This is a genomic window from uncultured Phascolarctobacterium sp. (assembly GCF_902463975.1).
Taxonomy (GTDB): Bacteria; Bacillota; Negativicutes; order Acidaminococcales; family Acidaminococcaceae; genus Phascolarctobacterium_A.
This window is the reverse complement of sequence record NZ_CABQHJ010000001.1, coordinates 75452-101123: the sequence shown is the minus strand read 5'-3', so window position 1 is coordinate 101123 and position 25672 is coordinate 75452. Positions and strand designations below refer to the sequence as shown.

Annotated in this window: 27 protein-coding genes; 22 read left to right on the top strand and 5 right to left on the bottom strand. The window is 49.0% G+C overall.

All coding sequences use genetic code 11. The features are described 5' to 3' along the window. Positions 1 to 11 precede the first annotated feature (11 nt). From purM to RDW05_RS00445, 5 genes are all read left to right on the top strand, one after another. Positions 12 to 1073, top strand: coding sequence for a phosphoribosylformylglycinamidine cyclo-ligase (gene purM, locus RDW05_RS00465; RefSeq protein ID WP_304228518.1), 1062 nt, complete (start codon positions 12 to 14; stop codon positions 1071 to 1073). Further along, positions 1066 to 1671, top strand: a complete 606-nt coding sequence (gene purN / locus RDW05_RS00460; RefSeq protein WP_307977443.1) for a phosphoribosylglycinamide formyltransferase — start codon at positions 1066 to 1068, stop codon at positions 1669 to 1671. Before purM ends, purN begins: the two co-directional genes overlap by 8 nt. Beyond that, complete coding sequence (locus tag RDW05_RS00455) at positions 1668 to 2261, top strand: mGS-like domain protein (protein WP_021720286.1); 594 nt, start codon at positions 1668 to 1670, stop codon at positions 2259 to 2261. The genes purN and RDW05_RS00455 overlap by 4 nt, the downstream gene beginning before the upstream one ends. Positions 2262 to 2263: 2 nt before the next feature. Next, positions 2264 to 3541, top strand: a complete 1278-nt coding sequence (gene purD, locus RDW05_RS00450) for a phosphoribosylamine--glycine ligase (protein ID WP_298880957.1) — start codon at positions 2264 to 2266, stop codon at positions 3539 to 3541. A gap of 123 nt (positions 3542 to 3664) precedes the next feature. Then, positions 3665 to 5176, top strand: a complete 1512-nt coding sequence (locus tag RDW05_RS00445; RefSeq protein WP_293723970.1) for an IMP dehydrogenase — start codon at positions 3665 to 3667, stop codon at positions 5174 to 5176. Positions 5177 to 5295: 119 nt separating this feature from the next. On the opposite strand, the gene RDW05_RS00440 is transcribed toward RDW05_RS00445, so the two are convergent. Then, on the bottom strand, positions 5296 to 5988 hold the full coding sequence (locus RDW05_RS00440) for a metallophosphoesterase (RefSeq protein WP_307977442.1): 693 nt from the start codon (positions 5986 to 5988) through the stop codon (positions 5296 to 5298). Between the two features lie 32 nt (positions 5989 to 6020). Beyond that, positions 6021 to 6683, bottom strand: coding sequence for an HAD hydrolase-like protein (locus RDW05_RS00435; protein WP_307977441.1), 663 nt, complete (start codon positions 6681 to 6683; stop codon positions 6021 to 6023). 128 nt (positions 6684 to 6811) lie between these two features. Here RDW05_RS00435 and RDW05_RS00430 point away from each other — a divergent pair, with 128 nt between their 5' ends. Both RDW05_RS00430 and RDW05_RS11625 read left to right on the top strand, forming a co-directional pair. Continuing rightward, positions 6812 to 8011 (top strand): DHHA1 domain-containing protein, encoded by a 1200-nt coding sequence (locus RDW05_RS00430; protein WP_307977440.1) that lies wholly within the window; start codon positions 6812 to 6814, stop codon positions 8009 to 8011. A gap of 133 nt (positions 8012 to 8144) precedes the next feature. Continuing rightward, the gene (locus RDW05_RS11625) at positions 8145 to 8222 is read left to right on the top strand and encodes a putative holin-like toxin (protein ID WP_222859573.1); all 78 of its coding nucleotides are present in this window, start codon (positions 8145 to 8147) and stop codon (positions 8220 to 8222) included. A 146-nt stretch (positions 8223 to 8368) separates the two neighbouring features. On the opposite strand, the gene RDW05_RS00425 is transcribed toward RDW05_RS11625, so the two are convergent. Further along, positions 8369 to 9406, bottom strand: a complete 1038-nt coding sequence (locus tag RDW05_RS00425; RefSeq protein ID WP_307977439.1) for an aminotransferase class I/II-fold pyridoxal phosphate-dependent enzyme — start codon at positions 9404 to 9406, stop codon at positions 8369 to 8371. Positions 9407 to 9511: 105 nt separating this feature from the next. Next, positions 9512 to 10156, bottom strand: a complete 645-nt coding sequence (locus RDW05_RS00420; RefSeq protein ID WP_148495354.1) for a DedA family protein — start codon at positions 10154 to 10156, stop codon at positions 9512 to 9514. 167 nt (positions 10157 to 10323) lie between these two features. On the opposite strand from RDW05_RS00420, the gene RDW05_RS00415 reads away from it, so the two are divergent. The 14 genes from RDW05_RS00415 (at position 10324) to RDW05_RS00350 (ending at position 24100) form a co-directional block, all read left to right on the top strand. Continuing rightward, the gene (locus RDW05_RS00415) at positions 10324 to 11193 is read left to right on the top strand and encodes a methionyl aminopeptidase (protein WP_307977438.1); all 870 of its coding nucleotides are present in this window, start codon (positions 10324 to 10326) and stop codon (positions 11191 to 11193) included. Between the two features lie 91 nt (positions 11194 to 11284). Continuing rightward, positions 11285 to 12664: an NCS2 family permease gene (locus RDW05_RS00410; protein ID WP_293830028.1), complete on the top strand. Its 1380-nt coding sequence runs from the start codon at positions 11285 to 11287 to the stop codon at positions 12662 to 12664. Positions 12665 to 12683: 19 nt separating this feature from the next. Beyond that, a complete protein-coding gene (gene ade, locus RDW05_RS00405) occupies positions 12684 to 14387 on the top strand; it encodes an adenine deaminase (RefSeq protein WP_307977437.1) in 1704 nt (567 codons plus the stop codon). Between the two features lie 20 nt (positions 14388 to 14407). Then, entirely contained in the window at positions 14408 to 15727 is a 1320-nt protein-coding gene (locus tag RDW05_RS00400) for an ATP-binding protein (RefSeq protein ID WP_307977436.1), read from the top strand. A 117-nt stretch (positions 15728 to 15844) separates the two neighbouring features. Further along, complete coding sequence (gene rpmE / locus RDW05_RS00395; protein WP_021720275.1) at positions 15845 to 16048, top strand: 50S ribosomal protein L31; 204 nt, start codon at positions 15845 to 15847, stop codon at positions 16046 to 16048. A gap of 65 nt (positions 16049 to 16113) precedes the next feature. Continuing rightward, the gene (locus tag RDW05_RS00390) at positions 16114 to 16992 is read left to right on the top strand and encodes a DUF1385 domain-containing protein (protein WP_307977435.1); all 879 of its coding nucleotides are present in this window, start codon (positions 16114 to 16116) and stop codon (positions 16990 to 16992) included. 208 nt (positions 16993 to 17200) lie between these two features. Next, a complete protein-coding gene (gene prfA / locus RDW05_RS00385) occupies positions 17201 to 18268 on the top strand; it encodes a peptide chain release factor 1 (protein WP_307977434.1) in 1068 nt (355 codons plus the stop codon). 1 nt (position 18269) lies between these two features. After that, positions 18270 to 19193, top strand: coding sequence for a peptide chain release factor N(5)-glutamine methyltransferase (gene prmC / locus RDW05_RS00380; RefSeq protein ID WP_307977433.1), 924 nt, complete (start codon positions 18270 to 18272; stop codon positions 19191 to 19193). After that, positions 19156 to 20262 (top strand): L-threonylcarbamoyladenylate synthase, encoded by a 1107-nt coding sequence (locus RDW05_RS00375; RefSeq protein ID WP_307977432.1) that lies wholly within the window; start codon positions 19156 to 19158, stop codon positions 20260 to 20262. The genes prmC and RDW05_RS00375 overlap by 38 nt, the downstream gene beginning before the upstream one ends. Positions 20263 to 20312: 50 nt before the next feature. Then, positions 20313 to 20759, top strand: a complete 447-nt coding sequence (rpiB, locus tag RDW05_RS00370) for a ribose 5-phosphate isomerase B (RefSeq protein ID WP_009146082.1) — start codon at positions 20313 to 20315, stop codon at positions 20757 to 20759. Between the two features lie 70 nt (positions 20760 to 20829). Next, positions 20830 to 21387: a TIGR01440 family protein gene (locus RDW05_RS00365; protein WP_307977431.1), complete on the top strand. Its 558-nt coding sequence runs from the start codon at positions 20830 to 20832 to the stop codon at positions 21385 to 21387. Positions 21388 to 21702: 315 nt separating this feature from the next. After that, positions 21703 to 22953, top strand: coding sequence for a serine hydroxymethyltransferase (glyA, locus tag RDW05_RS00360; RefSeq protein WP_304097713.1), 1251 nt, complete (start codon positions 21703 to 21705; stop codon positions 22951 to 22953). Positions 22954 to 23014: 61 nt separating this feature from the next. Further along, positions 23015 to 23635 carry a uracil phosphoribosyltransferase gene (upp, locus tag RDW05_RS00355; RefSeq protein WP_303712307.1) on the top strand — a complete coding sequence of 207 codons (621 nt, stop codon included), beginning with the start codon at positions 23015 to 23017 and terminating at the stop codon, positions 23633 to 23635. A gap of 6 nt (positions 23636 to 23641) precedes the next feature. Beyond that, the gene (locus RDW05_RS00350; protein ID WP_021720267.1) at positions 23642 to 24100 is read left to right on the top strand and encodes a cytidine/deoxycytidylate deaminase family protein; all 459 of its coding nucleotides are present in this window, start codon (positions 23642 to 23644) and stop codon (positions 24098 to 24100) included. Between the two features lie 69 nt (positions 24101 to 24169). Here the strand turns inward: RDW05_RS00350 and RDW05_RS00345 are convergent, their stop codons facing one another. Beyond that, on the bottom strand, positions 24170 to 24775 hold the full coding sequence (locus RDW05_RS00345) for a DUF3298 domain-containing protein (protein ID WP_307977430.1): 606 nt from the start codon (positions 24773 to 24775) through the stop codon (positions 24170 to 24172). A gap of 146 nt (positions 24776 to 24921) precedes the next feature. Here RDW05_RS00345 and RDW05_RS00340 point away from each other — a divergent pair, with 146 nt between their 5' ends. Further along, on the top strand, positions 24922 to 25605 hold the full coding sequence (locus tag RDW05_RS00340; RefSeq protein ID WP_307977429.1) for a DUF554 domain-containing protein: 684 nt from the start codon (positions 24922 to 24924) through the stop codon (positions 25603 to 25605). Positions 25606 to 25672 lie beyond the last annotated feature (67 nt).

The window sequence follows — 25672 nt, the reverse complement described above, 5'->3', positions numbered from 1 at the left end:
GAGGAAGGCTCATGAGCGAGGAAAAGAAACAACTTACTTATGCTGATGCCGGTGTAGATATTGATGCTGGTAATAAAGCAGTAGAATTAATGAAGGACAGCGTACGCGCTACCTACAGACCTGAGGTTATCGGTGATCTGGGCGGTTTCGGCGGTCTGTTTGCTTTAAACAGCGGCAAATACAAGGAGCCTGTGCTTGTCAGCGGTACTGACGGCGTAGGCACTAAGCTGAAGCTGGCTTTCATGGCTGATAAGCATGATACTATCGGTCAGGATGCTGTAGCAATGTGCGTTAACGATATTCTGGTACAAGGCGCAGAGCCCTTGTTCTTCCTGGATTACATTGCAGTAGATAAGGTTGATTCCCAAAAGGTTGCCAACATCGTTAAGGGTGTTGCCAATGCCTGCAAGGAAAGCGGCTGTGCTCTTATCGGCGGCGAAACTGCCGAAATGGCCGGCTTCTACTCCAAAGGCGAATATGATATCGCAGGCTTCTGTGTTGGCGTAGTTGAGAAGAGCAAAATGATTACCGGTGACAAGGTTAAGGCCGGCGACGTGCTTTTGGGCCTGCCCTCCAGCGGAGTGCATTCCAACGGCTTCTCCCTTGTACGTAAAATCTGCTTTGAGGCTATGGGTTATACTATGGATACCGAAGTACCGGAATTTGGCTGCACCTTGGGCGAAAAGCTGCTGACTCCGACTCGTCTGTATCCGAAAACCTGCCTGCCGCTGATTGAGAAATTCGACCTGCACGGCATGGTGCACATCACCGGCGGCGGCTTCTATGATAATATTCCCCGCATTCTGCCCGAAGATTGCGATGCTGAGGTAAATGCCGAGGCTTGGGAAGTTCCTGTTGTCTTCAAAAAGCTGCAGGAATGGGGCAATGTACCTTGGGCTGAAATGTACCGCACCTTCAACATGGGCGTAGGCATGGTATTGGTTGTTGACCCGTCTGAGGCTGACGCTGTACGCGCTCACCTGACTGAGGCTGGTGAAACCTTCTACGAGCTGGGCAAGGTTGTTCCCGGCCATAAAGAAACGATTATGAAAGGCGGCGTTTTCGGTGCATAAAATCGGCGTACTTGTAAGCGGTCGCGGCAGCAATCTGCAGGCAATTATGGACCGTATCGCTGATGGCTATCTGCCGCTGGAAATCGCGGTTGTAATCAGCGATAAGCCTGATGCTTTTGCTTTGGAGCGTGCGCAAAAGGCCGATATTAAAACCGTTGCCGTGGAGCGGAAGGCTTGCGCTTCCAAAGAAGAATTTGAAGCAAAAATCAACGCTGCTCTGGAGGCAGAGGGCTGCGAGCTGGTAGTTCTCGCAGGCTTCATGCGTATTCTGAGCGCTGATTTCGTAAATAAATGGCAGCATAAGATTATCAATATCCACCCGGCGCTGCTCCCGAGCTTCCCCGGTCTGCACGGACAGAAGCAGGCTGTGGACTACGGCGTAAAATTCAGCGGCTGCACCGTTCATTTTGTCGATGCAGGCACTGACAGCGGCCCGATTATCCTGCAGAAGGTTGTTCCTGTTATGGATGACGATACCGAGGATACTCTGGCTGACCGCATTCTGGTGCAGGAGCATATCGCAATGCCGGAGGCTTTAAAGCTTTGGGCAGAAGGAAAGCTGACAATCGAAGGCAGAAAGGTAAAGGTTAGAGCATGAAAATTAAAAGAGCATTATTAAGCGTTAGTGATAAAACCGGCATTGTAGAGCTGGCAAAATTTCTGAGTGACAACGGCGTAGAAATTATTTCTACCGGCGGCACCATGAAGGCTATTAAGGAAGCAGGCATTCCTGTAACCTATGTAAGTGATGTAACCGGCTTCCCGGAAATCATGGATGGCCGTGTAAAAACTCTGAATCCGAAGATTCATGGCGCAATCCTGGCTGTACGCAGCAATCCGGAGCATATGAAGGCTTTGGCTGAGCATGACATCACCCCGATTGACCTGGTTGTTGTTAACCTCTATCCCTTCCGCGAAACTGTTGCCAAACCTGGCGTAACCGAGGCTGAGGCTATTGAAAACATTGATATCGGCGGTCCGGCAATGGTTCGTGCCAGCGCTAAAAACTTCAAGGACGTTGTTATCGTAACCTATCCGAGCCGTTACGAAGGCTTAATGGAAATGCTCGCTAAAGAAGGCGACGTTGATGCACGCACCCGTAAGGAGCTGGCATTGGAAGCCTTCACTCATACTGCTGAATACGATGCAATGATCAGCGAATATCTGAAGAAGCAATTGGAGAAATAACCATGAATATTTTATTAATCGGTGGCGGCGGCCGCGAACACGCTTTAGCGTGGAAGCTGGCGCAAAGCCCTAAGGTTGAAAAAATTTATGCTGCTCCCGGCAATCCGGGCATGGCACTGCTGCCTAAATGCGAATGCATTGCTCTGGATGTAGAAAATCTGGAGGGCGTAGCAGATTACGCTGAGGAAAAGAGCATTGACCTGACCGTTGTAGGTCCGGAAGCACCTCTTGTTGCAGGTCTTGCAGATGTTTGTAAACGCCGCGGTCTGCCGGTATTCGGTCCTTCCAAAGCTGCAGCGCAGCTGGAAGGCTCCAAGGCATTTTCCAAAGAGCTGATGGCAAAATACAATATTCCTACCGCTTTCTTCAAAATTTGCGAGGATATCGAAACTGCCAAGGCTTATGTTGAAGAAAAGGGCGCACCTATCGTAGTTAAGGCTGATGGTCTTGCAGCTGGCAAGGGCGTTGTTGTTGCAATGACTAAGCAGGAAGCACTTGATGCTATCGACGAAATGATGGCTGATCATAAATTTGGCAACGCAGGCGCACGCCTCGTTCTGGAAGAATACATGGAAGGCGAAGAGGCTTCTCTTCTGGCATTTACCGACGGCAAAACCATTGTGCCGATGATTGCTTCTCAGGACCACAAACGCGTATTTGACGGCGATGAAGGCCCAAACACCGGCGGTATGGGAACTTATGCTCCCGCTCCGGTTATGACCGACGTGTTGCGTTTAAAAGCAACCGAGCTGATTCTGAAGCCCGTTATCGCTGCCATGGCAGCAGAAGGCATGCCGTATCAGGGTTGCCTCTATGCCGGCCTGATGATCAAGGGCGACAGCGTAAAGGTTGTAGAGTTCAACTGTCGCTTCGGTGACCCCGAAACTCAGGTAGTACTGCCTTTGCTTGACGGTGACCTGGCTGAGATTATGTTGGCCTGCGCTACCGGTACTCTGGATCAGGTAGACTTTGGTTGGTATGACAAGGCTGCAGTTTGCGTAGTAATGGCTTCCGGCGGTTATCCCGAAAGTTATGCTAAAGGACTGGAAATCACCGGTCTGGCTGACGCTGCTGCTGATACAGACGTTGTTGTATTCCACGCAGGCACCAAAGCTGACGGCGCTAAGGTTCTTACCAACGGCGGACGTGTATTGGGTGTAACTGCTGTGGACGCCAATATTAAGGCGGCACGCGACCGTGCATATGCTGCTGTAGAAAAAATTAATTTTGATGGCGCTTTTTGCAGAAAAGATATTGCATGGAGAGCCTTAAAGAGGTAAAATAGATAAAATACCTACTCGGACTGCAGAAAAGCAATTATTTACTCAGTAATTATGTTACATGATTAACAATTGCTTTGGCTGTGGTAAACAAAAAATTATTAAGAAAAGGATGATGAAAGAATGGCTTTTTATTATGATGAACCTGCTCACACATTTAGTGAGTACCTGTTAGTTCCCGGTTATTCCTCCGAAAAATGTATCCCCGCCAATGTAGACCTGCGTACGCCGCTGGTTAAATTCAAAAAAGGCGAGGAGCCGGCAATTACTATGAACATCCCGATGGTTTCTGCTATCATGCAGGCTGTTTCCGGCGAAAAGCTGGCTGTAGCTCTTTCCAAAGAGGGCGGCGTTTCTTTCATCTATGGTTCTCAATCCGTAGAGGACGAAGCTGCTATGGTTGCTCGCGTTAAAGGCTATCGCGCAGGCTTTGTAAGCAGTGACTCCAATATCCGTCCGGACAGCACTCTGGCTGACATCCTGGCACTGAAGGAACGCACCGGTCACTCCACTGTTGCTGTTACCAGCGATGGTACCGCTAACGGCAAGCTGGAAGGCATTGTTACCAGCCGTGACTATCGTCCGAGCCGTATGTCTATGGATGCTAAGGTTCGTGACTTCATGACTCCGATTGACAAAATGGTTTATGCTCCGAAGGATACCACCCTGCAACAGGCTAACGATATCATCTGGGAGAAAAAACTCAACACTCTGCCTATCGTTGATGACGACGGCCGTATGCTGTACATGGTCTTCCGTAAAGACTATGCAACTCATAAGGAATATCCGTTGGAGCTGCTGGATAGCAAAAAACGCCACATCGTCGGCGCAGGTATCAACACTCGCGACTATGCTGAGCGTGTTCCCGCATTGATTGATGCAGGCGTTGACGTACTCTGCATTGACTCCTCCGAAGGCTACAGCGCATGGCAGAAAATCACCTTGGACTGGATTCGTGAGCACTATGGTGACAGCGTTAAGGTTGGCGCAGGCAACGTAGTAGATGCTGAAGGCTTCCGCTTCCTGGCTGAGGCTGGCGCTGACTTCATTAAAGTTGGTATCGGCGGCGGTTCCATCTGCATCACCCGTGAGCAAAAAGGTATCGGCCGTGGCCAGGCAACTGCTCTGATTGATGTTTGCAAGGCTCGTGACGAATACTTCGAAGAAACCGGCGTATACATTCCTGTATGCTCCGACGGCGGTATCGTTTATGATTACCATATGACTCTGGCTCTGGCTATGGGCGCTGACTTCATGATGCTTGGCCGTTACTTCGCTCGTTTCGACGAAAGCCCGACCAATAAGGTTAACATTAACGGCACCTACATGAAGGAATATTGGGGTGAAGGCTCCAGCCGTGCTCGCAACTGGCAACGTTATGACATGGGTGGCGCAGCTAAGCTGTCCTTTGAAGAAGGCGTTGACTCCTACGTTCCGTACGCAGGCAGCCTGAAGGATAACGTAAACCTGACCTTGGCTAAGGTTCGTTCCACCATGTGCAACTGCGGTGCTCTGAACATCCGCGAACTGCAGGAGAAGGCTAAGCTGACTCTGGTTTCCGCAACCAGCCTGGTTGAAGGCGGCGCACATGACGTTATGCTGAAAGAAAACTCCAACAGCAACTATCCTAAATAATTAAATGAACGTAAATAGCAAGCTCTCGAAGAAATTCGAGGGCTTGTTTTTGTATACAAAAAGCTCCCCTGAACGATTCGTTCAGAGGAGCCTGTCTGTTTCTAAGCGGAGTTTCGCTGTTATATTACCTTGTAAAGCCGGAAGCCTTGCGTATCGCAGGAAACCAGCTTGTAGTTGATTCCTTCACGCAATCCTTCGAAAACGGGAATGTGGTTTTCACCATGAATGTGTCCATAGACACAGTGCTGCACGCCGTACTGCAGCATCAGATTAGTAAAGCAGGTGTGCTCCGTGCGTGCGAAAAGCGGCGGATAGTGAAAGGCCGTAATTATCTGCTGCGCCTGCATTTTATGTGCCTGCTGCAGGGAAAGCTCTAAACGGATACCTTCGCGGTTATAGATTTTTCTGTCGGCGTCACTGAAGCTTTCGGCCGAAGGCAGCAGCCAGCCGCGAGTGCCGCAGACAGCAATATTCTCTACCATAATGCAGTCATTCTGCAGAAATTCAAAATGAGCACCGTAACGCTGCTGCATTTTGCTCAGACTGCTCCACCAGTAATCATGGTTGCCGCGCAGCAGCAGCTTGCGTCCGGGAAGCTGCGCCAACCAGTCTAAATCCTGTGCTGCTTCTTCCAAAGTCATGGCCCAGGAAATATCACCGCAGACAATAACGGTGTCCTGTGCGGTTACGGTGTTTTGCCAATTAGCGGCAACCTTTTCTTTATGGTTGCGCCAATGCTCGCCGAAAACCTCCATGGGCTTGCTTGCCGGTTCGCCTGATAAATGCAGGTCGCCTATTGCGTAAATATGCATAATAATATCACCTGTAAGTGTTAAATTTGTTCTTACGCTTTGCTCAGCAGGAAGCGTGCTAAGGCCGGAACATCGGCAACATAGTAATCGGCACCTGCTTCCGACAGTTCCTCGTAGCTGCCGAAGCCGAAGCCTGCGCCGATGCAGGCGATGCCGTTGGCGTGAGCGGCGAGAACGTCTTCGCGGCGGTCACCGATAAGTGCTACAGTATTTTTAGCTTCTGGCGTAGTAAGCTGCCATTTTTCCAGAGCGGCAGCAACTACTAAAGCTTTCTTATCGGTTTTGCCGTCCAGGCTGCAGCCGGTGATATCTTCCAGATAGGGGTTGAAGCCAAAGCGTTCGGCAATTCTCAGCGCAAAAACCTCCGGCTTAGCGGTAGCCATACCGAGGCGGCGGCCATCCTGCTGCAGGTCAGCCAATAGTTCCATGATGCCGGGATAAACTTCATTTTCCCAGATGCCGATATCAGTGTAGCGTTCACGATATTTTTCTACGCCGATTTCAGCCTGCTCTCTGGTCATGCCGTAGTATTTGATAAAGCTGTCGCGCAAGGGCGGACCGATGAAAACCTCCAGCTTTTTTAAATCAGGCTCCTCAATATTTTGAGCGCGCAGGGCGTATTGTACGCATTTGGTGATACCCTCGGCAGAATTTGTCAGGGTACCGTCTAAATCAAAAAGTAAATTTTGAAACATTTATTGCTCCTTATTCGCTTAAATAGAATTTTTTTGGACTTGTATAACTGATTATAACACACTTTAGCAAATTAGTGATACAATAATGGTTATTAGAGACAGATAGATTTCATGAGGGGGAATAAAAAATGACGATGAAGCTTTTTGAAAATAATTCTTTGCTCAAACAGTGCATGGCGAAGGTTACGGCCTGCACGCCGAAGGATGGCAAATATCTGGTTGAGCTTGACCAGACTGTTTTCTTTCCGGAGGGCGGCGGTCAGCTGAGTGACAGAGGTAAGCTGGCTGATGCAGTTGTAAGCCATGTAAGCGAAAAAGACGGTCACATCTACCATGAGTGCGACAAGCCGTTGGAGGTTGGCGCTGAGGTCGAGGCTGTGCTGGACTGGCCTGTGCGTCTTGATAGAATGCAGCAGCATTTGGGAGAGCATCTTTTGTCCTACGCCTGCTGGAAGCTGTTTAAGGCCAATAATATCGGTTTCCACATGAATGAGGATAATGTTTTCATTGACCTTGACAAGGAGCTGACAGACGAGGAGCTGCTGCAGGCAGAATTATATACGAATGAGATTATCTGGGAGAATCGCCCGGTACATATCAGCTATATGGACAGCACAGAGGCTGTCAAGCTGAAGGATAAAATGCGTAAGTTCAACAGCAAGCTGACCAGCACTTTGCGTATCGTTTCGGTTGAGGATGCCGATATCTGTACCTGTTGCGGTACGCATCCGCCGTTTACAGGGATGCTGGGCAGCGTTAAGGTTATCCGCCATGAAAAGCATAAGGGCGGTTGTCGCGTAGAGTTTGTCTGCGGCCGCAGAGCATTGCTTGATGCGGACGCCAAGAACAGCACATTGCTTAGCGTAGCTGCAAGTCTTTCTGTAAAGCCTGAGCAGGTGCCTGCTGCCGTAAGTAAGCAGAAAAATGATTTGCTTGCACAGCTTGACATTGCCAAGAACAAGCTGTTGAAGATTGAAGAAGAAAAATTGCAGGAAACGTATGCTGCTGCGCCGGTGAATGCTGATGGTGTCAAGGTTTTGGCTCTGCCTATGGAAGGTCACGATGCCAAGGATATCAAAGCTTTTTTGCCGAAGGTTACCGCACTGGAAAATACGCTGAGCCTTTTGGTAGCAGTGCAGCCTGAGCGCATCAGCTACGCAGTTGCTTTGGGGGCTGATGCTGCAGGCGATTGCCGTAGTGTTATTAAGCTGCTCAACGAAGCCTTTGGCGGCCGTGGCGGCGGCAAGAACGACTGCGCGCAGGGCGGTGCGGATTATTGCGCTGAATGGCAGGAAAAACTGCAGAGCGTTGTAGAAAAGTTGAAGTAAAAAGAGCAAAATAAAAAAGACGATCGAGCGACCGTCTTTTTATTTTCGCGAACATATTGTCAATAAATAAGATAGCTGTTATAATAACACTAGAGATTCTGACAGGTCGGTTCCTCCGTAAGGAGGTGGGAGCATGACAGTAGCCGAAGCGTTACAGATAATGTTAACATTTGGTTTGCTTGTTGCGACCATTATGTCTAAACGTAAGTAATTTTGCTTACAATATAACAAAAGACCGACATTAGAGGTCAATGTCAGCCTTTTGTCAAATAACAACAATAAACGGAGAGGGCTGACACGCGACTGTCAGAGTCTCTCTTTGTCTTTATTATAGCAAATTTACGTTTTATGTCAAGCTTACAGCTCGTTGATCATAGCAATGAGTCTGTCAACCTCTTCATCCTTGGTTGCCCAGCTGGTGCAGATGCGCACGCTGTAATTGCCGTCCTCCAGATAGGCAATATGGCTGAGAGCAAATTCCTCGCTCAGCTTTTCAAATTGCGCCGGAGTCATGATAACGAATTGCTGGTTGGTAGGAGAGTTGGTTACGAACTTAAAGCCTTTGGCTAACAGTGCATCGCGGATTTTCAGCGCCTGCAGTGTGCCTTTACCGCAGATTTTGCTGTAAAGATCATCTTTCATAAGTGCGCCGAACTGTACGCCGAGCAGGCGTCCTTTGGCCATGATGGAACCGCATTGCTTAGCGATGGTACGGAAGTCGAGCTTGAGTACATCGTTCAAAATAACAACTGCTTCGCCGAAGAGCAGGCCGCATTTGGTGCCGCCGATATAGAAAACGTCGCAGTTGGCTGCCAAATCTGCTGCAGTCATATCGTTGTCGGGAGCGCCGAGAACATAGCCTAAGCGTGCGCCGTCAACAAAGAGGTAAAGACCGCAGTCCTTGCAGGCCTGGTATAAATCCTGCAGCTCTTTTTTGCTGTACATGCTGCCGATTTCAGTAGGCTGGGAGATATAAACCATTTTCGGCTGTGCCCAATGCTCACGGCTTGGATCAGTATCGTACATTTTCCATTCGTGGCGGATTTGCTCTGCGGTTAGCTTGCCGTCCTCACTTGGAAGTGGCAGCACGCGGTGGCCTACGTGCTCAATCGCACCGGCCTCATGCGTATTGATATGGCTGGGAACAGCGCCGTAAACAGCCTGATGCGGACGCAAGGCAGCGCAGATAACCGTCAGGTTGGTCTGAGTGCCGCCAACGAGAAAATGTACGTCAGCGTTCGGGCAGGCGAAGGCTTCTCTAATCAATTTGCGTGCTTCGTCGCAGTAAGGGTCCAGGCCGTAGCCGTCAGTCTGTTCCATATTGGTTTGCACGAGTTTTTCGAGGACTGCAGGATGGCAGCCTTCGGTGTAATCACTGTTAAAACGATAAGTCATTTTAAATCACCCTCAATTTTTAAAATTTATATATATGTACTTTGGAGTTTAACTGTGTAAAGGCTCTCCTTGGAGAGAGTCTGTTACCAAATTTCCAAGACCTTCTTATTTCTTGCCTAAAATTTTCTTGCCTACGAATTCATATAACACAGGCAGCAGGGAGAAGACGATGATGCCCAAAGTTACCAACGTAAAATTATGCTTGATGGCAGGGATGTTACCGAAGAAGTAACCGCCGCCGACAAAGAGAAATACCCACACTACGGCACCGATGACATTGTAATGAGCAAAGGTCAGGTAGTGCATTTTGCCGATGCCGGCAACGAAGGGTGCAAAGGTACGCACAATCGGCACAAAGCGGGCCAGAAAAATTGCCTTATGACCATGCTTGTCATAAAATGCGCTGGCCTTGTCGACATGCTCCTTCTTGATGATGTTCTTCTTAATCATGTGCATACCGAGATGCTCGCCTATCATATAATTGCAGGCGTCACCCAGCACAGCCGAAACTAAAAAGATGGGCACGATAATTTTGATATCCATGCCTTCGGGTGCAGCAGCAGCAAGAGCGCCACAGGCGAAAAGCAGCGAATCGCCCGGTAAAAACGGGGTGACTACCAGACCAGTTTCGCAGAACACTACCATGAACAGGATGGCGTAAATCAGATGACCGTAGGCCATCATAATTTCCGGCAGGTGCTTGTCCAGGTGCAGAATTAAATCGATAAAATACATTGCATATGCTTCCATAAAAATTTCCTTTCTTAACCTTGAGTCATATAAAATTATTTTAACACAAAAAACCGAACGTTGTAAGAGAATTTTAAGCCGAAAATGTGATTTTTCCCTTAAATATGTGGTAAAATAGAAGTCATAAGGTTGTAATGTACAAGTTGTAACAATTATTGAGATAAGGAGTGTTTTCGTTGGACCAAGAATTATGTTGGTGTGGCAGCGGTAGAGCATATGCAGACTGCCACAAAATGAATGATGCAAAAATCGCGTTGCTGCAGGCTCAGGGCTGCGAGGTTCCTGACCGCGATATGATTAAAACCCCGGAGCAGATTGCAGGTATTCGTGCAGCCTGCAAAATCAATACCGGTGTACTGGATGAGGTTGCCAAATATATTAAGGCCGGTATGACTACTGCTGATATCGACAGAATCGTTTACGAATATACAGTAGCGCATAATGCTATCCCTGCACCGCTGGGCTATGAAGGTTTTCCGAAGAGCGTATGTACCTCTATCAATGACCAGGTGTGCCACGGCATTCCTAGCGAGCATGACGTACTGCGCAGCGGTGACATTGTGAACGTAGACGTTTCTACTATTTACAATGGTTATTATGCTGACGCATCCCGTATGTTTATGATTGGCAAGGTTGCTAAGCCGGCGGCAGATTTGGTTGCGATTACCAAGCAATGTCTGCTGCGCGGTATTGAAGCAGCTCAGCCTTGGGGCTTCCTGGGCGACATCGGCGCTGCTGTTTCCAAGCTGGCGCATAAGCATGGTTATTCTGTTGTCGAAGAATTCGGCGGTCACGGCGTTGGTGTAGAGTTCCACGAGGATCCGTTCGTCTGCCATGTTGGTAAGCGCAAAACCGGTATGGTGCTGGTGCCGGGAATGATATTCACTATTGAGCCGATGATTAACATGGGCCACAGTGATATTTTTATTGATGAAGCCAACAACTGGACTGTTTATACCTGTGACGGCAGTCTTTCCGCTCAATGGGAGCACCAGATTCTGATTACCGAAAACGGTCCGGAGATTTTAACCTATTAATGGCTTGACGGCTGTGCAGGCAGTCTTAATCTTTATTATTGTGCCCGGGCCCTGCAGCTTGGGCAAATAGATAGCATAGGAGGCTATAATAATGACAGACTTTTTGGAAAAAACATTTCGCCTGAAGGAACATCAGACGGATGTCCGCACAGAAATTCTTGCCGGTATCACCACCTTTATGACAATGGCTTATATTTTGGCCGTTAACCCAGGTATTTTAAGTGCTGCCGGTATGGATGCCGGTGCTGTATTTACCGCTACTGCTTTGGGTGCCTGCCTTGGTACTCTGCTGATGGCGCTGTTTTCTAACTATCCATTTGCTCTTGCTCCCGGTATGGGCCTGAACGCCTTTTTTGCTTATACTGTTGTAGGACAGATGGGCTATAGCTGGCAGGTTGCGTTGGCAGCAGTTTTTGTTGAAGGTATTCTGTTCATTGTTCTGTCCCTGACTAAGGTGCGCGAAGCGTTGTTCAATTCCATTCCGCCTGCGCTGAAGTTCGGCGTTACCAGCGGTATCGGTCTGTTCATCACCTTTATCGGCCTGCAGAATTCCAAGCTCGTTGTTGCGGGACCGACTCTCGTTGGCCTTTATCCGTTTAAAGCTGCTCTGGCAGACGGCACCTTCTGGTCCACCGGTATCGGTGCTTTGCTGGCGCTTATCGGTATTCTGCTGACCGCTGTAATGATGACGAAAAAGGTTCCCGGCGGTATCCTCGTTGGTATTCTGGTTACTTGGGGCTTAGGCATGATTTGTGAGCTGACCGGCATTTATGTACCGAATCCGAAGCTCGGTATGTTCTCCGTTATGCCCAGCTTTGCTAACGGCATTTCTGTTCCCAGCCTGGCACCGACCTTTATGCAGCTGGACTTCAGTGCTATTTTCACATTTAACTTCATTACAATCATGCTTTCCTTTATGTTTGTAGATTTGTTTGATACTCTCGGCACTCTGATCGGTGTTGCTTCCAAGGCTAAAATGCTGGACAAGGACGGCAAGCTGCCGAAAATCGAAGGCGCTCTGCTGGCTGACTCCATCGCTACTACCGGTGGTGCACTGCTGGGTACCTCTACCGTTACTACCTTCGTAGAAAGCAGCGCCGGCGTTGCTGTCGGTGGCCGTACCGGTCTTACTGCTGTTACTGCAGCAATTCTGTTCTTCCTCAGTTTATTCTTTGCACCGATTTTCCTGGCAATTCCTGCCTTCGCTACCGCCCCGGCACTGGTAATTGTAGGCTTTTTGATGGTAAGCAGCCTGCTGAATGTAGACTTTGATGATATGACAGAAGCTATTCCTGCTTTTGTTGCAGCAGTAGCAATGCCCTTTATGTATTCTATCTCCGAAGGTATTTCCATGGGCGTTATCTCCTATGTGGCAATTAACCTGCTCAGCGGTGAATACAAAAACAAGAAAACCAGCTGGATTGTATATGTGCTGGCAGTAATCTTTATCCTGAAATATATTTACGTGTAAAAGGATTGAGGTAATTAATATGATGGACCGTGTAAGAGCGGTCGCACTCGGTAACAGCCCTGCTGATATTCTTTTAAAGAACGGCAGGGTTGTTGACGTGCTGACCGAAACAATTTATGAAGCTGATGTTGCTATTGCCGATGGCGTTATCGCCGGTGTCGGCAGTTATGACCAGGCAGAAAAAATCATCGACCTGCAGGGAGCATATGTTGCGCCAGGTCTGATTAATGCACATTGTCATGTAGAAAGCTCGATGGCTGTGCCTGAGCATTACTGTGCCGAGGAGCTGCGCTGGGGTGTAACCACGCTGATTACCGACCCGCACGAAATTGCCAACGTAGCGGGCGCGGCAGGCATTCACTATATGCTGGAGGCCGGCGGCCAGATGCCGCTGAACTATTATGTGAACCTGCCGAGCTGCGTGCCTGCCACACGCTTTGAGCACAGCGGCTGTGTGATGGATGCTCGCGATATGATCAAGCTTGTCAATGAGCCTGGTGTACTCGGAATGGGCGAGATGATGAACGTGCCCGGAGTTATTTATAATTCCTCCGAGGTACAGAAGAAACTTGACCTGTTCTTGAGCCTGGGACGCGTAATCGACGGCCACGCACCCTGTGTGCGTGGCAAGGAGCTGGCTGCCTATGTCGCCAGCGGTATTGATACCGACCATGAAAGCATCAGCTGGGAAGAAGCGAAGGAAAAGCTGCGTAACGGTCTGGCAGTGCTGGTGCGTGAGGGCAGTGCTTCGCGTAATCTGACGGCAATTTTGCGCGGAGTTATCGAAGAGGGCATTGATGTCAGCAGTCTGGCTTTCTGTACAGATGATAAGCATCTTGCAGATATCCGCCGTGAGGGTACCATCCGCCACTGCGTACAAATGGCGATAGAATTAGGCATGGAACCGGTGCGTGCTTTGCGTCTGGCAACTATCAACGCTGCACGCATCTACGGACTGCGCCGCGTGGGTGCCATTGCTCCCGGCTGGCAGGCGGATTTGGTAGTTTTTGATGACCTGCAAAGCCTTACGCCGCGGGCTGTTTTTCATAGAGGTGTGGATGCGCTCAAGGCCTGCGAAAGGATTACGCCTGTTACGCCCAATGTCAGCCTGCAGGGCAGCGTGAAGCCTGCAGCTTTTGACGTGGCAACCTTCTTTTTATCGCATTTTGCCGACGATAGGGAATATCCTGTTATCACTATGCTTCCCGGTGAAATTTTTACCGAGAAGAGTACGATTATGGGCAAGGATATTGCCGCTGCTCTGAAAAAAGGCGATGTGTATCTGATTGCCGTGCTGGAAAGACATCACGGCACCGGTAATGTAGGCTTAGGCCTCCTGCGCGGCTACGGGCTGAAAGACGGCGCAGTAGCGACGACGGTGGCACACGATTCACACAATCTGATTGTTATCGGCACAAGTTCGGAAGCAATGAATGCTGCGGCTAAGGAGCTGGTACGCGTACAGGGCGGTTATACCTTGGTCAAGGGCACCGAGGTTGTCGATACACTGCCGCTGAATATCTGCGGCCTGATGAGCAGCGCACCTGCCGAAGAGCTTATCGGCAGTCTTGATGAGATTGCGGCGAAGGCACATGCGCAGGGTGTATCGGACGGCATCGATCCGTTCATTAGCCTGAGCTTTATGGCGCTGCCGGTTATTCCCAAGCTGCGCATTACAGATATGGGCATGTTCGATACAGAGAAATTTGAATTTATAAAATAGAAATATTTGAGGGGAAAGATATGCATAAGCTTGTATCACAATTAGTTATTTACCGCAATCTGCCGGCGGACAATTTGCTGGAGCCGTTGGCAGAAATCTGCGCTGAATTTTCAGCAGGTGAGTATAACCGCGAGGAGCTGACGGCGGAAATTTATGAGCAGGTACATAAGCTGCTTGATATTGGCACCGTTTATGGCTTTGACAAGAATCTTTGGCATAATTATCTGGCCTTTTTGCTCGTCAGCTGTGAAAATCCCTTTGCCATTACCTGTGAAAAGGTTGGTGCCTGCGATGGCAGCGTGAATCAGTTTGCCAAGCATGACTTCAAAATCTTTCAGCAGCTGTTTGCTTATGATTTCAGCGAGTTGGAGCGTGCGCTGGAGATTAACTGCTTTTCGTTAATCAGCAATTATCAGGCTGTGGTAAAGCAGGAGCGTCGTTACAACAAAAATATCAGTGAGAAAGTTCAGGCGCTCAGCACTGCTTTGGAAAAGGCTGCCGATGCTGATGAGTTTTTCGCCTGCGTTACCAAATTCTACCATGATTACGGCGTTGGCAAGCTTGGTCTGAACAAGGCCTTTCGTATAGCGCAGGCGGAGCAGGGCGAGCCGGAGCTGGTGCCGATATCCAATACGGAGCAGATTACCTTTGCTGATCTCATCGGTTATGAGGACCAGAAGCAGCGCCTGCTGGAAAATACGGAGGCTTTTGTAGCAGGGCGTCCTGCCAACAACGTGCTGCTGTTTGGCGACAGTGGTACAGGCAAATCCAGCAGCATTAAGGCGCTAATCAACAAATATTATGATCAGGGCCTGCGGATGATTGAAATCTACAAGCATCAGTTCCGCGACTTATCGCAGGTTATTGCCCAAATCAAGAACCGCAACTACCGCTTCATTATTTATATGGATGATTTGTCATTCGAGGAATTTGAAATCGAATATAAATATCTGAAGGCTATCATCGAAGGCGGTCTGGAGGTACGTCCGGATAATATTTTGATTTACGCTACCTCTAACCGCAGACATCTGATTAATGAAACGTGGAAGGACCGCAACGATGTAACGCAAGAGGAAGGTATTTACAAGTCGGATACGATGCAGGAAAAGCTTTCTCTTGTTAACCGCTTTGGCTGCACGATTTATTATGGACAGCCTACGCAGAAGGAGTACTATAAAATCGTCTGCGAGCTGGCTAAAAAGCAGGGGCTGGAGCTTGATGATGACTTCCTTTGTGCCGAAGCGCGGAAGTGGGAGCTGCATCACGGCGGCATTTCCGGACGTACAGCGCAGCAGTTTATTAATTATCTGCAGGGTGTTGCCGATTTTAGTAAAAAATAGCTTGCGTTTACTTGTAGGATATGTTACACTAATCTAGTGTTAATGCAAGCCGCTTTGCCAAGCAAGGCAGCTTCTAAATTATGAATATAATGTTCTTAGCAAAGAGAGGTGTAAAGAATGAAAGAAAAGATTCATCCGAATTACGGTGAAGTTACTGCTACCTGCGCATGTGGTGCAAGCTTCGTAACTGGTAGCACTAAGAAAGAATTACGCGTGGATGTTTGCTCTAAATGCCATCCATTCTTCACTGGTCAACAACGTAACGTAGCTGCTCGTGGTCGTATCGAGAAGTTCAACAAACGTTACAACAAAGAACAATAATCTATACAATAAGGCAGGGCTTGCACATGCGGGTTCTGCTTTATTTAGTTTTATGGAGTATATCTATGAGCACGAAAAAATTATCTGTAGGCGGACAAGCTGTAATTGAGGGCGTTATGATGCGCGGACCACATAAGGTGGCTGTTGCCGTGCGCCAACCTGACGGAGAAATTGCCGTGGATGTAAATCCTGTCAACAGTATCCGTGATAAATATCCTATTTTGAAAAAACCGCTGCTTCGCGGCGTTATTGCTTTATTTGAATCATTATATGACGGCATCAAGGCCTTGGCCTTTTCGGCACAGGTTTCCGGCGAAGAGGACGAGCAGCTGACAGGCAAGGAAATGGCGATGACTATTGCTACCTCCGTATTGCTGGCTGTCGGTCTGTTTATCGTTATCCCGACCTGGTCTATGCGTTTTCTGCATGAGCTGACGGAGGATCCGATGATGCTCAATCTGGCTGAGGGCGTGCTGCGTATGGCTATTTTTCTGGCATATATTGCGGCCATTTCCTCGATGGAGGACATTCAGCGCGTCTTCCAATATCATGGCGCGGAGCACAAAACTATTTACACCTATGAGGCAGGCCTGCCCCTGCGTGTAGAAAATGTGCGTCCGTTCAGCACACTGCACCCGCGCTGCGGCACCAACTTTCTGATGATTGTCATGCTGATAAGCATGTTTATTTTTACCTTCCTGGGCTGGCCCAGCCTGCTGGAGCGCATTGCTTCCCGCGTAGTGCTGATGCCGGTGATTGCGGGCGTCAGCTATGAGATTATCCGTTTTGCCGGAGCGCATAACGACAATAAGCTGGTGCATATGGCGATTATGCCGGGACTTTTGCTGCAGAAGCTGACGACGCGTCAGCCTGATGACAGCCAGATTGAGGTGGCGATTGCTTCCCTGAAGGCAGTGCTGCCGCCTGAAGAAATTATAGAGTAAAAGTGATTTTATAGGTTTGCAGGCTGATCTATGAGGCTATCCTTGGGGAGAGCTGGCGCCCGTAGGGCGACGGAGAGGGGACTGCACTATTCTGTCTTTAAAATAATGTTATATTGAACACTTCGCTTATAGGAGAGAATATTTTCTTAACGAATCACTTTGAATTAAATTTATAAGACTAACATAACACTTGAGAGGAGAATTTCTAATGCTCGACAAATTGCAGGCACTAGAAGACAGATATTTAGACTTAGAGGCAAAAATCAGTGACCCCGAGGTTATTGCTGACCAGGCCAATTGGCTGAAGGCTACCAAAGCGCATGCTAAGCTGGAACCGATTGTTACCGCTTACCGTGAATACCGCGATATGATTAAGGCTCGCGACGAGGCAGAGGAGCTGCTCGCGGCAGGCGATGACGAAGAGCTTGTTGAAATGGCCAAGGAGGAACTGAAGGAGCTCAAACCGCAGATTGAAGAATATGAGGAGAAGCTCACGATTCTTCTGCTGCCCTCCGACCCGAACGATGATAAAAACGTTATCGTGGAAATCCGCGGCGGTGCTGGCGGTGATGAGGCTGCGCTTTTTGCCGGCGTTCTCTTCCGTATGTATCTGCGTTATGCAGAAACCCGCGGCTGGCGCGTTGAGGTTATGGATTCCAGCCCGACTGAGCTGGGCGGCTTCAAGGAAGTAGTATTCCAAATCAGCGGCGACAGCGTTTACAGCCGTATGAAATTTGAAAGCGGCGTACACCGTGTACAGCGTGTGCCGGAAACCGAATCTCAGGGACGTGTACACACCTCTACCGTTACCGTGGCTGTACTGCCGGAGGCTGAAGAGGTTGATGTAGAGATTAACCCTGCAGACCTGCGTGTCGATACCTATCGTGCAGGCGGTGCCGGCGGCCAGTACGTAAACAAAACCGAATCTGCAGTTCGTATTACCCATATTCCGACAGGCATTGTGGCACAGTGCCAGGATGAAAAATCTCAGCTGAAGAACCGCGAAAAATGTATGCGCGTATTGCGTGCGCGTATTCTGGAGCAGGCGCAGGAGGAGCAGCGTGCTGCTACTGCCGAGGACCGCAAGAGCCAGGTAGGCACCGGCGACCGCAGCGAGCGTATCCGCACCTACAACTATCCGCAGGGACGCGTTACCGACCATCGCATCGGTCTGACACTGCATAAGCTGGACAGCATTGTCAACGGCGACCTGGACGAGCTGCTGGGTGCACTGATTACTGCTAAGCAAAGCGAACAATTACGGCAGGTGAAATAAAATGGGGAAGCCAGTTTGGACGATTATGGAAATTTTAAACTGGACTAAGCAGCACTTTGAAGCAAAAGGCGTGGAAAATCCACGCCTTGATGCCGAAGTGCTGCTTTGTGCTGTCTTGAAATGTGAACGCATCAAGCTTTATACCGAATTTGACAAGCCTCTCAGTGAGGAGGAGCGCGAGAAGATGCGCTCCTATGTAGAGCGCCGCGCCAAGCATGAGCCGCTGGCCTACATTATCGGCGAGCGTGCTTTTATGCGCAACAGCTTCAAGGTTACGCCTGCTACCCTGGTGCCGCGTCCGGAAACGGAGCTGTTGGTGGAAAGCCTGGTGAAGGCAGCGCCGATGCTGCGAGCAGACAGTGCCGTAAAGGCTCTTGATATCGGTACAGGCAGTGGTGCAATTATCGTTTCGCTGCTTGATTATCTGCCTGCTGCCGTGGGCGTGGGTGTGGATATCAGCAACGCTGCCCTGGCGGTGGCAAAGGAAAATGCTGCAGCGATTGGCGTAGACAAGCGCGTGGCCTTCCGCCAAAGCGATTTATTCAGCAACGTGCCTATGGAGAAAAAGTTTGATATCATCGTTTCCAACCCGCCGTATATCCCTGCGGCCGATATTGCGACGCTGGCGCAGGATGTACAGCAGGAGCCACGCACTGCACTTGACGGCGGTGCGGACGGACTTGATTTTTACCGCCGCATCTGTGCCGAAGCAGCAGAGCATCTGGCTGAGGATGGATTGCTGGCATTTGAAATCGGTATTGACCAAAGCGAGGCAGTGCAGAAGCTGTGCCTGGAGCATGGCTTTGCCAAAACTGCTGTGCGTATGGACTATGCAGGTATACCGCGCATGGTTTTTGCTTTAAAAGAAAAAGAGGGTGAGGATAAATATGAAAACATCCTACTGGAAATTACAAAAGAACTCTGATAATCAAGAGATTATGCAGGAGGCAGCGGCACTGATCCGTGCGGGTGAGGTTGTATCGTTCCCGACAGAAACGGTTTACGGCCTGGGTGCGGATGGACTGAATCCTGAGGCTGTGGGCAAGATTTTTGCTGCCAAGGGCAGACCTAATGATAATCCGCTGATTCTGCACATTGCTAAAAAGGAAGATATTGCGCAGCTGACTACCGGTCTGAACGCTAATGCCAAAAAGCTCATGGAGCATTTTTGGCCGGGACCGCTGACGCTGATTGTCAATAAATCCTCTATTGTGCCTGACGCTGTAAGCGCTGGTCTGGAAACTGTCGCTGTACGCTTCCCTTCCAATAAATTTGCCCAGGATTTTATCCGTGCCTGTGGTTGTCCTATTGCGGCGCCGTCGGCTAATATTTCCGGTCGTCCGAGTCCGACGAACGCTCAGGATGTGCTGGAGGATATGCAGGGCAAAATTGCCGGTATGCTTGATGGCGGTAACTGCGGCATCGGTCTGGAATCCACCGTGGTGGATACAACGAGTGCTGTTCCTACTATCCTGCGACCGGGCGGCATTACTTATGAAATGCTGACCGAAGTAATGGGGGCGGTAGAAATCGACCCGGCGCTGCAGGGAGATAAAAACTTTAAGCCCAAGGCTCCGGGAATGAAGTACCGTCATTATGCGCCGAAGGCACCTGTGTACCTGTTTGAGGGTGCAGCTTGCAAATGGTTGCCGCAGGTTATTGCTAAGGCTCTGGCTGAAGGCAAAACCGTCGGCGTGCTTTGCGGACGTGAGCTGGAGAGCGAGCTGGCAGAGCTTGTCGAAAAGCAGCATTTGCAGCTTTCCTGCTGGGGCGACAGCCGCGAGCAGCTGGCAGCAGATTTATTCTACCTGCTGCGCGATTTTGACCGGACCTGTCCGGACGTCATCCTCGCCGAAGGCGTGGAGGAGGACGGCCTGGGACTGGCAATCATGAACCGCCTGCGTAAGGCTGCGGGCTATCAGATTATAACGCTGGAAAACGGCAGCCTGCATTTAAAAAATAATGTAAATTTACCGTCATTTATGTTACAATAAATGTTAAAGATAATCCCGGCATTAAAAAGCAGGAGAGGAGAAGATTATTTATGAAAATTGCAATGGCATGTGATCATGGCGGCTTCCATCTGAAGGAGCATATCAAAAAATATTTAGAGGATAAAGGCATCGAGGTTGTTGACCATGGTACCTACAGCGAGGATTCCGTAGATTATCCCGACTATGCTGCTAAGCTGTGCGAGGATATTACCAGTGGTGCCAGCGGTGCGCAAAAGGGCATCCTGATTTGCGGTACCGGTATCGGTATTTCTATCGCTGCCAATAAATGCAAGGGCATTCGCGCTGCTCTGTGCGGTGATGTTTTCTCCGCTAAAATGAGCCGTGAGCATAACAATGCCAACGTTCTCTGCATGGGCGAGCGTGTTCTGGGCGTAGGTCTGGCAGAAATGATTACCGACGCCTGGCTGGAAACCGAATTTGCCGGTGGTCGTCATGAGCGCCGTGTAAATAAAATCATGGATTTGGAAGCAAAATAATCGTCTTTGCGTTGCAGCCTAAACGATTTTTGCGTTTCTGAAAAATAAACAGAAAAGAAGTAAAGCAACAATGGAAACAAATATGCAAATAGCTAAGGAGCTGGCAGCAGCTGCTGAAGAGCTCATTAGCATAGCAAAGCCTAAAAAGGGACAGATTTTCGTGCTTGGCTGCAGTACCAGCGAAGTACTCGGCAACAAAATCGGCACCGGCGGCAGCAGTGAAACAGCTGTTGCTATGTTCAAGGCGCTGAAGGCAGTGTGTGATGCACACGAGCTTTATCTTGCCGTACAATGCTGCGAGCATCTCAACCGTTCCTTAGTAGTGGAGGCTGCTGCAGCTGAACGCTACAATCTTGAGGAGGTTACCGTGCGTCCGGTGGCTCATGCCGGCGGCGCTATGGCAACTGCTGCCTACGAAAATTTTGCTGAACCTGTAGTGGTAGAAAAAATTTCTGCCCATCTTGGTATTGATATTGGCCAGACGCTCATCGGCATGCATCTCAAACGAGTTGCTGTACCTGTACGCCTGCAATATAAAAAAATTAGCGAAGCAGTGCTGACTGCCGCTAAAACCCGTCCGCCGTTAGTTGGGGGACCGCGTGCCCAATATCTGGAGAATCGCCCATAAGGCACTGTCTGCGTTGTTGTCACTGCCTCGACGTATAGAAATACGCCGTCGGCAGTGCCGCCTAGCATCTGGCACCTTCTGAGCGATTTACAATCGTCCATAGCATCATCTGCGTCGTTATCATTTCTTCGACATATGAAAAATACGCCGTCGGAATACTACGTAGCATTTGAAATCTAATGAACGATTTGTATTTTTCTATGGTATAAGGCACCGTCTGCGTCTTTTAGTAGAGCAGAATTTCTAAGCGCTTATCCACAGCCTGTGGATAAAACTGGTTGATATTTAATGTTTTATTTTTAGGAGGGACTTAAAATGAATCTGGAAAAACTTAGCGTAGTTGATCCTGAGCTGAAAGGTTACATTGATGCGGAGCTTAACCGCCAACGTGACAAAATCGAACTGATTGCATCCGAAAACATCGTTACTCCCGCAGTAATGGAGGCTATGGGCAGCGTACTGACCAACAAGTATGCTGAAGGCTACCCCGGTCATCGTTATTATGGCGGCTGTGAATATGTTGATAAGGTTGAAACTTTGGCAATCGAACGTGCCAAGAAATTATTCCATGCCGAATATGCTAACGTACAGGCTCACTGCGGTGCCAGCACCAATCTGACCGTGTACTTTGCTTTCCTGAAACCCGGCGACACCATTATGGGGATGGACCTGTCCCAAGGCGGTCACCTGAGCCATGGATCCCCGGTAAATATTTCCGGTACCTATTTTAACGTTGTACATTATGGCGTTAACCCGGAAACCGAGCTGATTGATTATGATGCTATGGACAAGCTGGCTAAAGAGCATCATCCGAAGCTGATTGTTGCCGGTGCCAGCGCTTATCCGCGGATTATCGATTTCAAACGCATCGCTGATATTGCTCATGCTAACGGCGCTCTGCTGCTGGTTGATATGGCACACATCGCCGGTCTGGTTGCAGCAGGCCTGCATCCGTCTCCGGTTCCGTATGCTGATATCGTAACTACTACTACCCACAAAACTCTGCGTGGTCCTCGCGGTGGTCTGATTTTGACCAACAATGAAGAATATGCCAAGAAAATCAACAAGGCTATTTTTCCCGGCATCCAGGGTGGCCCGCTGATGCACGTTATTGCTGCAAAGGCTGTTGCTTTTGGCGAAGCTCTGAAGCCTGAATTCAGAGAGTACGCAGAGAATATTGTCAAGAATGCCAAGGCTTTTGCTGAAGGCCTGAAGGCTGAAGGCTTCCGTCTTGTTTCCGGCGGTACTGACAACCATCTGATTTTGGTTGATGTACGCAACAAAAACCTGACCGGTAAGGAAGCAGAAAAGCTGCTGGATAATATTGGCATTACCTGCAATAAAAACACTATTCCGTTTGATCCTGCCAGCCCGTTTGTAACCAGCGGTATCCGTCTGGGTACTCCGGCTGCTACTACCCGCGGCTTCAAAGAAGAGGACTTCAAAGAGGTTGCGGCTATTATGGGCCTGGTGCTCAATAACCCTGAAGATACTGACAAGCATGCAGAGGCTGCAAAACGCGTTGCTGCACTGTGCGCTAAGTATCCGTTATATACTAATTTATAATTAAGACGACCGATAAAGCTTTATCCGCTTCGTCTTAATAAGAAAAGGAGCGATATATCCAATGCAAATCAATGTAGTAAACCATCCTTTGCTGCAAGCAAAAATGACTATCCTGCGTGACAAGGATACCAAGAGCGTAACCTTCCGCCACATCATCAGTGAGGTTGCAGCGCTGCTGACCTTTGAAACTACCAGAGATTTACCTGTGGAAGAAGTAAAGGTTACCACTCCGCTGTGCGAAACCACCGGCTGCCGTATTAAAGGCAGTGTCACTGTTGTGCCTATCCTGCGTGCAGGCCTGGGATTTATGGAGGGCGTACTCAGTGTTATTCCCGAAGCCAATGTTGGTCATATCGGCATGAGCCGTAACGAAGAAACTCTGATGCCGATGGAGTATTACTGCAAGCTGCCTGCGGATATGGACGCTTATACTATCGTTGTTGACCCGATGCTGGCAACCGGCGGCAGTGCTATTGCTGCTCTTGACCAGCTCAAAAAGCGCGGTATGAAAAACCTGCGCTTCATGTGTCTCGTTGCTGCTCCCGAGGGTGTAGAAAAGCTGAATGCAGCACATCCTGATGTGCCTATCTACACTGTTGTGCTTGATGACCATCTCAATGAGCATGGCTACATCGTTCCGGGCTTGGGCGATGCAGGCGACAGAATTTTTGGTACGGTATAAAAAATTATGGAACGCAAAACAAGACCCGGCTGGGATGATTACTTTATGGAGATTGCCAGAGTAGTCAGCAGCCGTTCAACCTGTATGCGCCGCAGTGTTGGCGCGGTAATCGTCAAAAATAAACAGATTGTAGCGACAGGCTATAACGGTACGCCTAAGGATTTGCCTCACTGTGAGGTTACGGGCTGCCTGCGCGAGCAGCTGCATGTGCCTTCGGGGCAGATGCATGAGCTGTGCCGCGGTATCCATGCAGAGCAGAATGCTGTAGTGCAGGCTGCCTATCATGGTGTGTCTGTCAACGGCGGTACAATTTATTGTACGCATCAGCCCTGTGTGGTCTGCACCAAGATTTTGATTAACGCAGGCATTAAGCGCATTGTTTATGCTAATCCTTACCCGGATAAGCTGGCGGAGGATATGATGGCTGCATCGGGAATTGAAATCTGCGTACTGGATAAGAAGTAAATATGCTGTAAAAAAGCACTGCTCACATTTCCTTACAGGAGATGCAGAGCAGTGCTTTGCTTTTTATGCTTATTTTACTTTGACATAGGTAACGCCTGCGGCGTAGCAGTCAAGCTCGTAGGGCTGGTACATCAGATAAAGATGACCGTCCTCGGTGATGATATAATCCTTGCTTACTTTGAAATTGTCGATGTTATCAATGAACGGTGCTTCGCTGACAGTTTGCAAATCTGCACCGTAAACAGGCAGCTTCTTGGCCTTGATATCCTGCTTCAGTTGCTTGGCGTCCAGCTTTTCGATGAAGCGGGTGTAGGGAACGCGCTTGCCGGTAGCCTTGTCATAAACGATGCCGTGTGTATAGTACATACCATGAGCAGCCTTATCATAATAGTACCAGGTGTTGAAGGTGAGGCAGACAAACTGGTCGTTTTCGTAAATCACCTCATAATTGCTGCCGACAGCACGCATATCCGGGTGGCGCAAATCCTTGCGCGATTTGTTGACCATTTTTTGGATATCGCGGTTCATGCGCTCTGCTGCTCGCGGATTTTCCTGCGTGAAAACAGGGTATTTATAATCAAAGCGGTCGCCCTTGTCGACTTCTGTTTGCTGTGCGGCTGACGCACCTGCTGCTACTGCCATCGCCAAAAATAACGTGAGAAGAGTTTTTTTCATTCGTATTAGCCTCCTTTGTAGGAATTGTATTTGGTACTATAATAGTATAAAATAAAAGGGTATCTGTAAAGATACCTGAGCGGGGGAAGTGTAAAATCTTTGTAGCCTGCGCAGGAAGTATTTGTAAACTTGAGGGGATATTGAAAATGTTAGGAACAATCGTTAATGTAAGTGCAATTTTAACCGGCTCTGTAATCGGCAGTTTTCTCAGCAGAGGTGTTAACGAACGCTATAAAACAGCGCTTTTCGACGGCCTTGGCCTGGCGACTGTGGGACTGGGAGCGAATGCCTTTGTCAGCAATATGCCGAAAACAACCTATCCGGTATTATTTATCGCCAGCATTGCCATCGGTACTGTTATAGGAACGTGGTTGGATATCGACGGTCGCTTTCACAAGCTTTTGGCAAGCGCCAAAGGTGGTAGCAAGCTGGCGGAAGGACTTTCAACCGCTATTTTGCTGTTCTGCATCGGTACGCTTTCTATTTTGGGGCCGATTGAAAGCAGGCTCAACGGCAACAATACTTATCTGTATACCAATGCGACGCTTGATTTTGTTTCATCGATTATTCTAGGCTCGGCCTATGGCATTGGCATTGCTGCGGCAGCCTTGGTGCTGCTTTTGTGGCAGGGAAGCATTTATCTTTTCGCCGGAGTGATTGCTCCTTATATGACGCCGGCGCTGATGGGAGAAATTTCTGTTTTGGGCGGCATTTTTCTGATGAGCAGCGGCCTGGGGATTTTGCAGCTGCGCGATTGCAAAACGCTGAACATGCTGCCGGCGCTTATCGTGCCACCAATTTTTTACGCGCTGATGGCAGCGGTAAAATGATTTTTTAGAGTTCATCAAAACGATGCAAAGTTCACAGAATATCCATTGACTAATCAGTCAGTTGGCT